This is a genomic window from Streptomyces sp. NPDC012825, assembly GCF_042900925.1.
Classification (GTDB): Bacteria; Actinomycetota; Actinomycetes; order Streptomycetales; family Streptomycetaceae; genus Streptomyces.
Window position 1 is genome coordinate 27,049 of sequence record NZ_JBIBBZ010000011.1, and the last position, 13,671, is coordinate 40,719.

Here is a 13,671-nt window from a genome sequence, read left to right on the forward strand (position 1 = left end):
ACGCGCGGTTCACTCATCCGCACCGTGGGAGTCGCGCGACTCCCGGGGACGCGCTGACGATCGGCACAGGACGACCCCTGCCCCCGCGGCACGGCGGTCTCCTCCCGGCTTCCCCGGAGCGGGTCCCCGAAGGAAACTCCCGAAGAAAGAAGAGGTGCGCCGGATGACCGTTTCGGCACGTGTCTCGCAATCGGCGTTCGACGGCTCCAGGCTGCGCGTGATCCTGCTGCTCGACCTGTACGAAGGGGCCCAGCAGCAGTTCCTCGAAGCGTACGAGCTGATGCGCAAGCAGGTCGCCGCCGTCCCCGGACACATCAGCGACCAGCTCTGCCAGTCCATCGAGAACCCCTCGCAGTGGCTCATCACCAGCGAGTGGGAGAGCGCCCCGCCCTTCCTCGCCTGGGTGAACAGCGAGGACCACGTCGAGGTCGTCAAGCCGATGCACAGCTGCGTCCGGGACACCCGGTCGATGCGCTACAGCGTCCTGCGGGAGACCGGCGGCGGCCGTCCGCTCGCGCAGGACACGGCGGGGGCGGGCCTCCAGGTCGCGGCCCGGGAGGGCGACGGGGTGGCGCGCCACGCCCTCACCTTCACGGTACGGCCGGGCTCGGAGTCGAAGGTCGCCGAGATCCTCGCCGGCTACGACTCGCCCCGCGCCCAGGTCGACGAGACCACCCGGCTGCGCCGCACCTCCCTCTTCATGCACGGCAACCGCGTCGTGCGCGCGGTGGAGGTGGAGGGCGACCTCCTCGCGGCCCTGCGCCACGTCGCCCGCCAGCCCGAGGTGCGCGCGGTCGAGGAGGCCCTCAACCCGTACCTGGAGCAGGAGCGGGACCTGACCGACCCCGAGTCGGCGCGGGTCTTCTTCACCCGGGCGGCGCTGCCCGCCGTGCACCACGTGGTGGCCGACCGGCCCGCCCCGGCCGGCCTGCGGCGCCACGCCCTGTACTACCCGGCGAAGGAGGGCCGCGGCATGGAACTGGCCCGGCTGCTCGCCGAGCAGGACGCCGCCGCGGCCGAGGAGCCGGACAACCCGGTGTACGGCAGCACCGTCTTCCACCGCGACGACATCGTGGTGCGCCTCGTCGACATCACCGGCGACCTCGACCTCGACCCCGTCGCCTCCCTCGGCCTCAGGGGCCCCGGGAAGGCCGAGGAGCTCGAACGGCTCCTCGACGGCGCCGCGATCGGCGTCGAGGGCTCCCTGACGACGGACCGCAACCTCAACCGGCTCCTGTCGCACGCCGACATGCTGCCCCTCACCGACCGCACCTCGGCGGACTCCTGACCGACGGCCGCGGCCTCCCGCCCGGACGCCACCGCCCCACCCGGAGGTTTCACCCATGCCCCACCAGCAGCCCCTCATCGTGAGCCTGGACGAGACGGAGCCCAACCGCAGGCGCGGAGGTGACCTGCGGGCCATGCTCACGCCGGCCGCCGTGGGCTCCACCAGCGGCTTCATGGGCCTGGCCATCGTCAAGCCCGGCGAACGCATCGGCGAGCACTACCACCCGTACTCCGAGGAGTTCGTGTACGTCGTCTCCGGCGCCCTCGAAGTGGACCTGGACGGCGAGACGTACGCCCTCCGGCCCGACCAGGGGCTCCTGATCCCGATCGACGTGCGGCACCGCTTCCGCAACGTCGGCGACGAGGAGGCCCGCATGGTCTTCCACCTGGGCCCGCTCGCCCCGCACCCCAGCCTCGGCCACGTCGACACCGAGGAGACGGCGGCCGCCCCCGTCGGACCGCAGCTGACCGTCGGCGGCCCCGGCCAGGTCCCCGAACGCACCGGGGCCATCGAGTGAACCGGCGCGTGGCCGTCACCGGGATCGGAGTGGTCGCCCCCGGCGGCACCGGCACGGCGGCGTTCTGGGACCTCCTCTCCGAGGGCCGCACCGCGACCCGCGGCATCACCCTGTTCGACCCGGCCGGCCTGCGTTCGCGCATCGCCGCCGAGTGCGACTTCGACCCGCTGGCGCACGGCCTCGACCCCGAGCTGAGCCTGCACGCCGACCGCTACATCCAGTTCGCGGCGGTCGCGGCCGGGGAGGCCGTCCGCGACTCCGGGCTCGACACCGACGCGGAGGACCCGTGGCGGATCGGGGTCTCCCTGGGCAGCGCCGTCGGCGGCACCACCCGGCTCGAACACGACTACGTCCTGGTCAGCGCGGGCGGAGAGCGGTGGGACGTGGACCACCGCGCCGCCGACCCGAAGCTGCACCTGGCGTTCTCGCCGAGCACGCTCGCCTCGTTCGTCGCCGAACGCTTCGGCGCCCGCGGCCCGGTGCAGACGGTCTCCACCGGCTGCACCTCCGGCCTCGACGCCGTCGGCTACGCCTTCCACACCATCCAGGAGGGCCGGGCGGACGTGTGCATCGCCGGGGCGTCGGACTCGCCGATCTCCCCGATCACCATGGCCTGCTTCGACGCCATCAAGGCGACCTCGCCCGACAACGACGACCCCGCGCACGCCTCCAAGCCCTTCGACGACCGCCGCAACGGCTTCGTCATGGGCGAGGGCGCCGCGGTCCTCGTCCTGGAGGAGTACGAGCACGCCCGGGCCCGCGGCGCGCACATCTACTGCGAGATCGGCGGCTACGCCACCTTCGGCAACGCCTACCACATGACCGGTCTCACCGGAGAGGGTCTGGAGATGTCCCGGGCCATCGACAGCACACTCGACCAGGCCAGGCTCGACCCCACCCGGATCGACTACGTCAACGCGCACGGCTCGGGCACCCGGCAGAACGACCGCCACGAGACCGCCGCCGTGAAGCGCTCCCTGGGCGCCCACGCGTACGACACCCCCATGAGCTCCATCAAGTCCATGGTGGGACATTCGCTCGGGGCGATCGGCGCGATAGAGGTGGCCGCCTGCGTCCTCGCCCTCCAGCACCAGGTGGTGCCCCCGACGGCGAACTACGAGGTCCCCGACCCCGAGTGCGACCTGGACTACGTGCCGCGCACCGCCCGCCCCCGGAAGCTCGCGAACGTGCTCTCCGTCGGCAGCGGCTTCGGCGGCTTCCAGTCCGCCGTGCTCCTGACGGAACCGGCAGGGAGGACACGATGAGCACGGAGCAGCCCAGGCGCGCCGTCGTCACCGGCATCGGGGTGATCGCCCCCAACGGCCTGAGCGCCGACACGTACTGGAAGTCCGTCCAGGAGGGCATCGGCGTCCTGGACCGGATCACCCGCGAGGGGTGCGAGCACCTGCCCCTCAAGGTGGCGGGCGAGGTCCGGTCCTTCGACGCCTCGACCCTCATCGAGGACCGCTTCCTCGTCCAGACCGACCGGTTCAGCCACTACGCCATGGCGGCGGCCTCGCTCGCCCTCGACGACGCCGGCCTCGGCCGGGACGCTCCCGAGGACCCCTTCTCCATCGGGGTGGTCACCGCCGCCGGATCCGGCGGCGGCGAGTTCGGCCAGCGGGAGCTCCAGAAGCTGTGGGGCCAGGGCTCCAAGTTCGTCGGCCCGTACCAGTCCATCGCCTGGTTCTACGCCGCCAGCACCGGCCAGATCTCCATCCGGAGCGGCTTCAAGGGCCCGTGCGGCGTGGTCGCCAGCGACGAGGCGGGCGGCCTGGACGCCCTCGCCCACGCCGCCAGGGCCGTACGGCGCGGGACGGGCGCGATGGTCGTCGGCGCGGCCGAGGCGCCTCTCGCCCCGTACTCGATGGTGTGCCAGCTCGGCTACCCCGAGCTCAGCACCGTCGAGGAGCCCGACCGGGCCTACCGCCCCTTCACCGCCGGAGCCTCCGGCTTCGTGCCCGCGGAGGGCGGCGCCGTGCTCGTCGTGGAGGACGAGGACCGCGCCCGGGACCGGGGGACGGCCGTCCGCGCCGTCGTCGCCGGACACGGTGCCACGTTCACCGGAGCCTCCCGCTGGGCGGAGTCCCGGGAGGGGCTCGCCCGCGCGATCCGGGTCGCCCTCGACGAGGCCGGCTGCGCCCCGGAGGAGATCGACGTCGTGTTCGCCGACGCCCTGGGCGTGCCGGAGGCGGACCGCGCCGAGACGCTGGCGCTCGCCGACGCCCTGGGCGCGCACGCCGCCCGCGTGCCCGTCACGGCGCCCAAGACCGGGATCGGCCGCGCCTACTGCGGGGCCCCCGTCCTGGACGTCGCGGCCGCCGTGCTCGCGATGGAACACGGCCTGGTGCCCCCCACCCCGAACGTGTTCGACATCTGCCACGACATCGATCTGGTGGTGTCGCGCGCCCGCCCCGCCGACCTGCGGACGGCCCTCGTCCTCAGCAGGGGCCTCATGGGATCCAACGCCGCGCTGGTCGTGCGCCGCGGCGACGAGACCGCCCGGTAGCACCGGGCGGGAGAAGGAGAGCAGACATGAGCATCACCGAACTGACCTTCGAAGAGCTGGCCGCGCTGGTCAAGCAGTCGGCGGGCGTCACCGTCGCCCCCGAGGACCTCCGCAACGCCGCGGACGTGCCCTTCAGCGCCCTCGGCGTCGACTCGCTCGGCCTGCTGGGCATCGTCGGCGAGCTGGAGAACCGCCACGGCGTGGCGCTCCCGCCCGACGCGGAGCGCAGCAAGACCCCGGCCGACTTCCTCGGCCTCGTCAACAGCACCCTCACCACCGGAGTCTGACGTGTCAGGACACACCGACAACAGCATCACCATCGACGCGCCCCTCGACCTCGTCTGGGACATCACCAACGACCTCGAGAACTGGCCCTCCCTCTTCAGCGAGTACGCCTCCGTCGAGGTGCTCTCCCGCGAGGGCGACACGACGACCTTCCGCCTGACCATGCACCCGGACGAGTCCGGCAAGGTCTGGAGCTGGGTCTCGGAGCGCACCCCGGACCGCGCGCGGCGGACCGTCACCGCCCGCCGCGTCGAGACCGGCCCCTTCGCCCACATGGACATCCGGTGGGAGTACGAGGAGACCCCGGCCGGCGTCCACATGCGCTGGGTCCAGGACTTCGCGATGAAGCCGGACGCCCCGGTCGACGACGACTGGATGACCGACAACATCAACCGCAACTCCCGCACCCAGATGGCCCTCATCCGGGACCGCGTCGAGCAGGCCGCACGCGAGCGCCGGCCCGCCCCGGTCCTCTCCGACTGAGCCGTCCCAGGAAGGACGCCCGATGCACCACGCCCTGATCGTCGCCCGCATGGCGCCCGGCTCGGCGCCCGCGATCGCCGACGTGTTCGCCGCCTCGGACGGCGGCGAGCTGCCCCACCTGATCGGCGTCTCGCGCCGCAGCCTCTTCCAGTTCGGCGACGACGTCTACCTGCACCTCATCGAGTCCGAGCGGGACCCGGCGCCGGCCATCGCGAAGCTGACCGGACACCCGGAGTTCCGGGACGTCAGCGACCGCCTGGCGACGTACGTCAGCGCGTACCACCCGGAGACCTGGCGCAGCCCCAAGGACGCCATGGCGCAGTGCTTCTACCGCTGGGAGCGGGACACCGTCTCCTGACCGGACCCGAGGCACGGGAAACCCGAAGGCCGCCGGCCCCGCGAGAAGCGGAGCCGGCGGCCTCGGACTTTCCCCCGTCAGGAGGGGGCCGCCCCGGTCAGGCGGGAACGGTGCACTCGAAGGCGTGGAGGTACGCGTTCACCGGGCGGACCTCGCCGACGACCAGCCCCGCGTCCGTCAGCCGCTCGACCATGCTCGCCCGGGTGTGCTTGGCACCGCCGACGTTGAGCAGCAGCAGCAGGTCCATGGCCGTCGTGAACCGCATCGAGGGCGTGTCGTCCACGAGGTTCTCGATCACGACGACACGGGCGCCGGGCCGCGCCGCCCTCCGGACGTTGGCCAGCGCCCTGCGGGTGCTGTCGTCGTCCCACTCCAGGATGTTCTTGAGGACGTACACGTCGGCCTCGACCGGGATGTCCTCGCGGCAGTCCCCGGCCACGACCCGGGTCCGGGAGGCGAGCGCGCCGCCCGCCCGCAGGCGCGGGTCGGCGTTCTCCACCACGCCCGGCAGGTCGAGCAGCGTGCCCTCCAGGGCGGGGTGCCGCTCCAGGAGGCTCGCCAGGACGTGCCCCTGGCCGCCGCCGATGTCCGCGACCGACACCGCGCCCGCCAGGTCGAGCAGCTCGGCCACGTCCTGCGCGGACTGCCGGCTGGACGTGGTCATGGCCCGGTTGAACACGTACGCGGACTCGGGCGCCTCCTCGTTGAGGTACGGGAAGAACTCCCTGCCGTACACCTCCTCGAAGACGCTGCCGCCGGTGCGCACCGCCTCGTCGAGCTTCGGCCAGACGTCCCACGTCCACGGCTCGGTGCACCACAGGGCGATGTACCGCAGGCTGTGCGGGTCGTCCTCGCGCAGCAGCCGGGACATCTCCGTGTGCGCGAAGGTGCCGTCGGGCCGCTCCGCGAAGATCCCCTGGCAGGCCAGGGCGCGCAGCAGCCGGCGCAGCGTCCGCGGCTGGGCCCGCACCGCCTCCGCCAGGTCCTCCACGCTCGCGGGCGTGTCCTGGAGGGCGTCCGCCACGCCGAGCCGGGCGGCCGCCCGCACGGCGGCGGCGCACGCCGCTCCGAAAACGAGCTCCCTCAGCCGCATGGGCGGCGGGGGAGCGGGGTCGACGGTCCTCACCGGGTCAACGGTCGTCATCTGTCGCCTGGCCTTCTCTGTTCGTGCCTGTGGGGGAGTGGGGGGGAGGGGGAGCGGGGTCAGCACATGCCCGCGGGCTCGGAGACCCCGCAGGTGTTGCCGCGGAAGGTGTTGCCCGTGCCGGTGTCCCGGTGGGCCAGGTCGGCCGTGCCGTTGCGGAGCACGACGTTGTCGCGGATCTCGTTGCGCTCGTTGAGGGCGCCCACGAAGCTCTTGAACAGCACGATCCCGCCCGACAGGGGGGAGGTGCCCTTGTTGTCCTCGACCCGGTTGCCGGCCACCAGCGTCTCCTCGGCGCCGGTGAGGACGATGCCCGAGCCCTGGAGGAAGGGAAGGCGGGGGGTCTTGGGGCAGTACTTGTTGTTGGCGTGGACGTGGTTGTGGCGCAGCCTCATCGCCCCGGCGCGCGGGGTGGACTCGTCGCCCACCACGAACACCGCGGCGCAGTTGCCGGTCGCCTCGTTGTGGTCGACGGTCACGTTCCGCAGCCGGCGCACGGTGAGGCCGATGCGGTTGCCGGACAGGTGGTTGTGGCTGATCTCCGTACCCCTCGTGTCGACGGCGCCCTCCTCCGTGTCGGTGGTGTTGGACACGAAGAGGCCGGCGTCGCCGTTGTCCCGGGCGGTGTTGTGGCTGAGCACGGAGCGGACGGAACGCTCCTGGGCGATGCCCCAGTTGCCGTTCTTCTCGGCGGTCACCGACCGGACCGTCAGCCGGTCGGTGCGGGACGCCCACAGGCCGTTGCGGGCGAAGTTCCGGAGCGTCAGGGAGCGCACGGTGACGCCCTCGACGGGGCGCTGGGCGGTGCCGGTCACACAGACGCCGTGACCGGCCACGGCGCACGTACCGGAGGCGGCCTTGCCGGGCACGATGACGGTGGGGGAGGCGGACGAGCCCCGGAGGGTCAGGTTCGACGTGGTGATGGTGACGCTCTCGCGGTAGGTGCCGGGGGCGAGGACTACGCTGTCCCCCGGCCGCGCCGCGTCCACGGCCTTCTGGATCGATTCGCCGGGCTTCACCCGGTGCACGGTCCGGGAGGCGGAGGCGGAGGCGGAGGCGGCCTCGGGGGCGGAGGGCGGGGCGGCGCCCAGACCCGTGGTCGCGGCGGCCACGGCGCATGCCACGAGGGCGATCTGTCGTTTGGTCATACGGCGAAGCTATGAGCGGGCCCACCGCCCCGCCACCGCTGATCACCCGGCCGGGCTGCCCGTCCCCCGAACGCCGACACCACCGGCCGGGCTGCCCGTCCCCCGAACGCCGCCCCCGGCCGGACCCCGGCCCGTGGCTCCGCCGGAAGCGGGCGCGGCGGGCCGGGCGTCCCCTGATCCGCCGTCGGCCCTCACCCGTTCGCCGTCCGGGCGGAATCGCTCCTGCCGTCCCGGTCCACCGTCGTGACCTGCGGTGACGGCGCCGCGGACGGCGGCCGGGAGGGCCGACCGGGCGACAGGGCCGGGCGCCGCTCGCGTTGCGACGGCCGGCGGAGGGCCGTTCCCTCGTGCTCGGAGCACAGCACAGGAGCCGTACGGACGAGCCGGGCGGCAGCCGCTCCCCCCGAGGAGAAACCATGCGTCTCGCCCGTACCGGTGCCACGGCCGCCCTGATCGCCGCCGCCCTGGTCCTGCCCGCCCCCGCCGTCCTGGCCGCCGACGGCGACACCACCGTCACGACGGCCGGGGACGTCCGCGTCGACCCGGGGACGGCGTCCCCCGGCAGCACCGTCACCGTCAGCACGACCGCCTGCGGCAAGGAGACCTACGGCAAGGGCGAGTCCGAGGCGGGCGGGAAGTTCCACCTCCTCCCGGGCGACCGGAAGGGCGTCCTGACGGGCGAGTTCCGGCTGCCCGAGGGCGTCGCCTCCGGGACGGACACCGTGACGCTCAAGTGCCCGCCGCGGAAGAAGCTGACCACCACGTACCGGATCTCCGGCCGTCCGAACGGCGCCGTCGAGGCCGGCTTCGGCGGGACCGCCGGCAAGGAGGCCGAGTCCCACCTCGGCTTGCTCCTCCTGGGCGCGGCCGTCGTGGGCGGGGCCCTCAGGATGCGCCGCCGCACCGCGGGCGCGGGGGGCCGGGCCTGACGCGCACCGGCGGCCCGCGGCCGCGTTGGGCCCCGTCGCCCAAGCCGCTCGTCTGGGCCGCGCTCGCCGGTTCGCTGCTGCTCGTCGACGCCATGGGCGGCCACGGCACTCCGCCGCCCGCGGCGGGGGGACGGCCGCAGGAGGTGCGGGCCGCCGTACGGGACGCCCCCGACCGCCCCGGCCCCGCCGCCGCCCCGCTTCCCGCGTCGGATCCGGTACGGGTCCGGATCCCGGCCATCGGGGTCGACGCACGTCTGATGCGCCTCGGCCTGGACGAGGAGGGGAGGCTGGAGCCGCCGCCCCCGAACCTTCCGGCCCTCGCCGGCTGGTACGCCCGCGGGACCCCGCCCGGCACGCCGGGGACGGCCGTCCTGACGGGCCATCTGGACACCGCCGCCGGCCCGGCCGTCTTCCACCGGCTCGGCGCCCTGACGCCGGGCGCCGGGATCGCGGTCGAGCGCGCGGACGGCCGCACGGCCCTCTTCACGGTCGACGCGGTCGAGGAGTACGCCAAGGACCGTTTCCCCGACGACAAGGTCTACGGCGGTTCCGGCCGCCCGGAGCTGCGCCTGATCACCTGCGGCGGCGACTGGTCCGGCGACACCGGCTACCTGGCCAACACGGTCGTCTACGCCACGCTGACCGGCGTGGCGTAGACGACCCGTACGGGCCCGGGCTCACTCGAAGAACTTCAGGCTCCAGCCGGTGTCCGTGTCCGCGCCCGGGACGCCGGCGCGCCGGTAGGTGGTGCCGCCCCACCAGCAGAAGCCGCCGGTGTACCAGTAGCGGTTCTCCCAGGCGTACGGCGTCCCCTTCGGCACCGCGTGGAACATCAGAGGGAACGTCGGACCGGCCGGCGGGCTGGTGGCGATGTCGCCGTCGAGCAGGACGAAGCTGTGGTGACCGGGGCCGTCGACGTGCAGCGTCGGGTCCCAGCCGGACATCATGGTGTCGCGGTGGGAGCCGAAGAGGCAGCCGTTCGACTTGTACCAGTCCCACACGTACGTCGGGTCGCCGCCGGCCCGCAGCCGCAGGTCGGCCAGGCAGTACCGGTCGCTCCAGCTGCCGTTGGCGGAGTACACGACGTGCAGCTGCCCGTTCGGGTCCTTGATCGCCTCGGGGGACTCGTTGATGTACGGGTTGCCGACGACCCGCTCCCAGGGTTCGCGCGGCTGCGAGATGACGTACCGCGCCCCGGTCGGGGTGGCCGGGCCGCTCATCCGGGCGATGTAGAGGTTCTGCTCGACATCGGTGTCCCCGGCCCAGCCGGACCACACGAACCAGCGCTGCCCGCCGAAGGTGAACAGGGTGCCGTCGATGGCCCACTTGTCGTCGGGCAGGGCGAGCTTCGTCTCCGCCGTGTACCCGCTGTCCGGGCTCGCCGAGCTGATCACGTACATCCGGTGGGCGGCGCCCCGGCCGGCCGTGAAGTAGACGTGGTAGCGGCCGCCGTCGCGGACGATCTCCGGGGCCCACACCTCGCCGAGGTTCCGGCCGTCGGTCCAGATCCGGCGGGCCGGCGCGGTGGCGAGCCCGGCCGTCGACGAGGCCTGGCGCACGTCGATGCCGTTGCCGGTCGACTGCACCGCGACGTAGGTGCCGCCGACCCGCAGGACGCTCGGGTCGGCGGCCCGCAGCGAGGTCTGTCCCGCCTCGGCGGGGGCGGCCCCGGGCAGGGCGGCGACCAGGGCGAACAGCAGGGACAGGGCCAGGAGGAGTGCTCCGGAGGGGCGTCGTGCACGTTTCATGGGGGCTCCCGACGGGACGGGCCGACACGTTTTACATCGATGTAATCCAGCGTCCGCAGCATCCCGGTTGGCGGTGAGCATGTCAATATGGGAGCGCTTGCGCGGGGGCGCGAGGCTGTGTGCGGAGGTGTGCGGAGGTGCGCGCCCGGCGTGACAGCGCGACGGAAAATGTTTGTTTCCTTTCGGTTGCTGGGTGATTCCGTTCGGAACTGTTTCCTGTTAGGTTCCTCCCCACCTCGTCCGCCGCCGAGGACCGGGGCGCTCCGCCCCCGGGTCCGTCCGCTCGCGTTCCACCGGACGGGCCCTCGCCCGAGTCACCCGTCAACTCCGCACGGACCCCCGCACGCCGACCGGCCGGACGGCCCCGACGCGTGCGCGGACTCCGGGCGCCGTCCTGCCCAGGAGGAACCGATGCGACGCGTCGTCGCCTGCCTGGCGGCCCTGTTGACGATGGCCGGAGGCCTGCTCCTCACCGGAACCACCGCAGCCTCCGCCGCCGTCGTCCCCAAGACGCCGCCCCTGACCACCCCGTGGACCTCACAGGTGTCCACCACCAACCCCCTGCCCGAGTACCCGCGCCCCCAGATGACGCGGCCCGACTGGCAGTCCCTGAACGGCGAGTGGGAGTTCCTCAACCCGCCCGTCGACGCCTCCGGCGACGTCGACCGCAACGCGGCCCCGCCGTTCGGCCAGACCCTGCCCGAGCGCATCCTCGTCCCGTACCCGGTGGAGTCCGCCCTCTCCGGGATCATGCGCAACGACAACCGCGACCTGATGTTCTACCGGCGCTCCTTCACCGTCCCCCAGAACTGGTCGGGCCGCCGCGTCCAGCTCCACTTCGGCGCCGTCGACCACGAGGCCACCGTCTGGGTCAACGGCACCCGCGTCACGAGCCACAAGGGCGGCTACGACCGCTTCGAGGTCGACATCACCCCCCAACTGCGCGCCGGCGCCAACGAACTGGTCGTCCGCGTTTACGACCCCACCGACGGGCGCGGCGAGAAGCAGCCGGTCGGCAAGCAGACCAACAACCCCAGCGGCATCTTCTACACGCCCACCTCCGGCATCTGGCAGACCGTCTGGATGGAGCCCACCCCCGTCTCCTCGGTCTACTCGGTCGACATCAGGCCCGACCTCGCCACCGACACCGCCCGGGTCAGGGTCTTCACCCGCGGCGACGTCACCGGCCACACCGTCCGCGCCGAGGCCCTGAACGGCACCCAGGTGGTCGGCACCGCCACCGGCGGCTTCACCGAGTTCTCCGTACCCGTCCCGAACGCCCGCCGCTGGTCGCCCGACGACCCCTTCCTGTACGACCTCAGGGTCACCCTCCGCAACGCCTCGGGCGCCGCCGTCGACACCGTCACCAGCTACTTCGGCATGCGCGAGATCGGCAAGAAGCTCGTCGACGGCGTCATGCGCCCCACCCTGAACGGCGAGTTCGTCTTCCAGATCGGCACCCTCGACCAGGGCTTCTGGCCCGACGGCCTCTACACCGCGCCCACCGACGCGGCCCTCGCCTCCGACCTGCGGAAGCACAAGGACCTGGGCTTCAACATGGTGCGCAAGCACATCAAGGTCGAACCCGCCCGCTGGTACCACCACGCCGACCGGCTCGGACTCCTGGTGTGGCAGGACATCCCCTCCACCCAGGCCTTCGACGCCGACCGCACCCCGGCGCAGATCGCCCAGTTCGAGACCGAGGCCCGCGAGATCGTCGACGAGCACCGCTTCTCCCCGGCCGTCGTCGCCTACGTCCCCTTCAACGAGGGCTGGGGCGAGTGGAACCTCGACGACACCCGCCGGGTCACCACCGATCTGGAGAACTACGACCCCGGCCGGCTGATGAACGCCCACAGCGGCTACAACTGCTGTGCCTCCAAGGGCGATCCGGGCACCGGCGACATCATCGACTGGCACGTCTACACCGGCCCCGACGCGCCCCGGCCCTCCGCCACCCGGATCTCCGTCCTCGGCGAGTTCGGCGGCATCGGACTGCGCACCCCCGGCCACGAGTACAGCCCCAACGGCCAGTTCTTCGCCTACGAGCAGGTCTCCGGTGCGGCCCAGCTCAACGACCGGTACACCGGCATGGTCCGCGACGTGCAGGCGCTCATGACCACCAAGGGCGTCTCCGCCTGCGTCTACACCGAGATCACCGACGTCGAGGGCGAGTACAACGGCCTGCTCACCTACGACCGGCGGATCCAGAAGGTCGACACCGCCGCCCTGCGCGCCGCCCACGGCACGCTGATCGCCGCCTCCCGCAACCTCAACGCGACACCGGGCCACACCCTCGGCCACGTGCGCTCCTTCCGGGTCACCACACCCGGCTTCACCGACCGCCACCTGCGGCACGCCGACTCCCTGGCCCGCACCGACGTGCTGACCGGCGCCTCCGCCGACGGGGCCCGCCAGGACGCCTCGTTCCGCACGGTCGCCGGACTCGCCGACCCGCGCTGCCACTCCTTCGAGTCGGTCAACCTCCCCGGCCGCTACCTGCGCCACTCCGCGAGCCGCATGCGCCTCGACGCCGACACGGGCGGGTCGTTCGCGGCCGACGCGACCTGGTGCGCCCGCACCGGACTCGCGGCCGGCGGCACCTCGTACGAGTCGCTGAACTTCCCCGGCTCGTACCTCAGGCACTACGCCGACAACGTGTACCTCGCCCGCAGTGGCGGCCCCAACCCCTGGGACACGGCCTCCTCCTTCGCGGCGGACGCCACCTGGAACACGGGCGAGCCCGCGCTGTGGCGCAGCTCCGTCCTGCTGCCCACGGACGTGCGGCGCTCGCTGCGCGTCACCACCTGGGGCCACACCGACCGCTATCTGCGCCACGCCGACAGCCTCGCCCGGACCGAGGTCGTCAACGGGAGCAGCGCCGCCCTCCTGAAGCAGGACGCCACGTTCACCGTGCGGCGCGGCCTCGCCGACTCGTCCTGCTACTCCTTCGAGTCGGTCAACTACCCGGGCCGCTTCCTGCGGCACGCCGACAGCCGGGTGGGCACCGCCGCCGACGACGGCACCGCGCTCTTCCGGCAGGACGCCACCTTCTGCGCCCGGCCGGGCGTCGGCGGGACCGGCGTCACCTTCGAGTCGCTGAACGTCCCCGGCGCGTACCTGCGCCACTTCGACTCCGCCGTGTCCATCGCCTCGGGCGCCGGAAGCGGCGGCTTCGACCGCCCGCAGACGCTCACGGCCGACAGCAGCTGGGCGCTCGAAGCCCCCTGGGCGCCCTGACCGGCTCCCGCCGGTGAACGAG

The 13,671-nt window shown here is 73.2% G+C and carries 12 protein-coding genes and 2 pseudogenes; 11 read left to right on the plus strand and 3 right to left on the minus strand.

Annotated features, from left to right (window positions below):
- Positions 1–163: 163 nt before the first annotated feature.
- From ACFY7E_RS22225 to ACFY7E_RS22255, 7 genes are read left to right on the plus strand one after another with little or no spacing between them, the layout of a single operon-like run.
- Positions 164–1,288: a TcmI family type II polyketide cyclase gene (locus tag ACFY7E_RS22225; protein ID WP_389487381.1), complete on the plus strand. Its 1,125-nt coding sequence runs from the start codon at positions 164–166 to the stop codon at positions 1,286–1,288.
- Between the two features lie 55 nt (positions 1,289–1,343).
- Positions 1,344–1,805 (plus strand): cupin domain-containing protein, encoded by a 462-nt coding sequence (locus ACFY7E_RS22230; protein WP_365540468.1) that lies wholly within the window; start codon positions 1,344–1,346, stop codon positions 1,803–1,805.
- Positions 1,802–3,070, plus strand: a complete 1,269-nt coding sequence (locus ACFY7E_RS22235; RefSeq protein ID WP_389487383.1) for a beta-ketoacyl-[acyl-carrier-protein] synthase family protein — start codon at positions 1,802–1,804, stop codon at positions 3,068–3,070. The genes ACFY7E_RS22230 and ACFY7E_RS22235 overlap by 4 nt, the downstream gene beginning before the upstream one ends.
- Positions 3,067–4,314, plus strand: coding sequence for a ketosynthase chain-length factor (locus tag ACFY7E_RS22240; RefSeq protein WP_389487385.1), 1,248 nt, complete (start codon positions 3,067–3,069; stop codon positions 4,312–4,314). Before ACFY7E_RS22235 ends, ACFY7E_RS22240 begins: the two co-directional genes overlap by 4 nt.
- 26 nt (positions 4,315–4,340) lie before the next feature.
- Complete coding sequence (locus ACFY7E_RS22245; RefSeq protein ID WP_121832942.1) at positions 4,341–4,601, plus strand: acyl carrier protein; 261 nt, start codon at positions 4,341–4,343, stop codon at positions 4,599–4,601.
- Between the two features lies 1 nt (position 4,602).
- Positions 4,603–5,082 carry an SRPBCC family protein gene (locus tag ACFY7E_RS22250; protein WP_383444780.1) on the plus strand — a complete coding sequence of 160 codons (480 nt, stop codon included), beginning with the start codon at positions 4,603–4,605 and terminating at the stop codon, positions 5,080–5,082.
- A 22-nt stretch (positions 5,083–5,104) separates the two neighbouring features.
- Positions 5,105–5,440, plus strand: coding sequence for a TcmI family type II polyketide cyclase (locus ACFY7E_RS22255; protein WP_383444783.1), 336 nt, complete (start codon positions 5,105–5,107; stop codon positions 5,438–5,440).
- 97 nt (positions 5,441–5,537) lie between these two features.
- Here ACFY7E_RS22255 and ACFY7E_RS22260 read toward each other — a convergent pair whose 3' ends face one another.
- Positions 5,538–6,584, minus strand: coding sequence for a methyltransferase (locus ACFY7E_RS22260; RefSeq protein WP_383448148.1), 1,047 nt, complete (start codon positions 6,582–6,584; stop codon positions 5,538–5,540).
- Between the two features lie 59 nt (positions 6,585–6,643).
- The gene (locus tag ACFY7E_RS22265) at positions 6,644–7,732 is read right to left on the minus strand and encodes a nitrous oxide reductase family maturation protein NosD (protein ID WP_389487388.1); all 1,089 of its coding nucleotides are present in this window, start codon (positions 7,730–7,732) and stop codon (positions 6,644–6,646) included.
- Between the two features lie 416 nt (positions 7,733–8,148).
- Between ACFY7E_RS22265 and ACFY7E_RS22270 the strand changes: the two genes are divergently transcribed.
- Both ACFY7E_RS22270 and ACFY7E_RS22275 read left to right on the plus strand, forming a co-directional pair.
- Positions 8,149–8,661: a sortase gene (locus ACFY7E_RS22270; RefSeq protein ID WP_389487390.1), complete on the plus strand. Its 513-nt coding sequence runs from the start codon at positions 8,149–8,151 to the stop codon at positions 8,659–8,661.
- A 92-nt stretch (positions 8,662–8,753) separates the two neighbouring features.
- Positions 8,754–9,317 (plus strand): class F sortase, encoded by a 564-nt coding sequence (locus ACFY7E_RS22275; RefSeq protein WP_389487392.1) that lies wholly within the window; start codon positions 8,754–8,756, stop codon positions 9,315–9,317.
- A gap of 21 nt (positions 9,318–9,338) precedes the next feature.
- Here the strand turns inward: ACFY7E_RS22275 and ACFY7E_RS22280 are convergent, their stop codons facing one another.
- Complete coding sequence (locus tag ACFY7E_RS22280; protein ID WP_389487394.1) at positions 9,339–10,409, minus strand: glycoside hydrolase family 43 protein; 1,071 nt, start codon at positions 10,407–10,409, stop codon at positions 9,339–9,341.
- A gap of 411 nt (positions 10,410–10,820) precedes the next feature.
- On the opposite strand from ACFY7E_RS22280, the pseudogene ACFY7E_RS22285 reads away from it, so the two are divergent.
- A pseudogene (locus ACFY7E_RS22285) lies at positions 10,821–13,154 on the plus strand (AbfB domain-containing protein); the annotation flags it as partial.
- A gap of 60 nt (positions 13,155–13,214) precedes the next feature.
- Positions 13,215–13,649, plus strand: a pseudogene (locus ACFY7E_RS22290) (AbfB domain-containing protein); the annotation flags it as partial.
- Positions 13,650–13,671 lie beyond the last annotated feature (22 nt).

Bases quoted from the DNA above. Each gene is read 5' to 3' on its own strand.
- ACFY7E_RS22230 (WP_365540468.1), top strand. From the start codon at position 1,344: ATGCCCCACCAGCAGCCCCTCATCGTGAGCCTGGACGAGACGGAGCCC.
- ACFY7E_RS22255 (WP_383444783.1), top strand. From the start codon at position 5,105: ATGCACCACGCCCTGATCGTCGCCCGCATGGCGCCCGGCTCGGCGCCC.
- ACFY7E_RS22245 (WP_121832942.1), top strand. From the start codon at position 4,341: ATGAGCATCACCGAACTGACCTTCGAAGAGCTGGCCGCGCTGGTCAAG.
- ACFY7E_RS22270 (WP_389487390.1), top strand. From the start codon at position 8,149: ATGCGTCTCGCCCGTACCGGTGCCACGGCCGCCCTGATCGCCGCCGCC.
- ACFY7E_RS22225 (WP_389487381.1), top strand. From the start codon at position 164: ATGACCGTTTCGGCACGTGTCTCGCAATCGGCGTTCGACGGCTCCAGG.
- ACFY7E_RS22265 (WP_389487388.1), bottom strand. From the start codon at position 7,732: ATGACCAAACGACAGATCGCCCTCGTGGCATGCGCCGTGGCCGCCGCG.
- ACFY7E_RS22280 (WP_389487394.1), bottom strand. From the start codon at position 10,409: ATGAAACGTGCACGACGCCCCTCCGGAGCACTCCTCCTGGCCCTGTCC.
- ACFY7E_RS22260 (WP_383448148.1), bottom strand. From the start codon at position 6,584: ATGACGACCGTTGACCCGGTGAGGACCGTCGACCCCGCTCCCCCGCCG.
- ACFY7E_RS22240 (WP_389487385.1), top strand. From the start codon at position 3,067: ATGAGCACGGAGCAGCCCAGGCGCGCCGTCGTCACCGGCATCGGGGTG.
- ACFY7E_RS22275 (WP_389487392.1), top strand. From the start codon at position 8,754: ATGGGCGGCCACGGCACTCCGCCGCCCGCGGCGGGGGGACGGCCGCAG.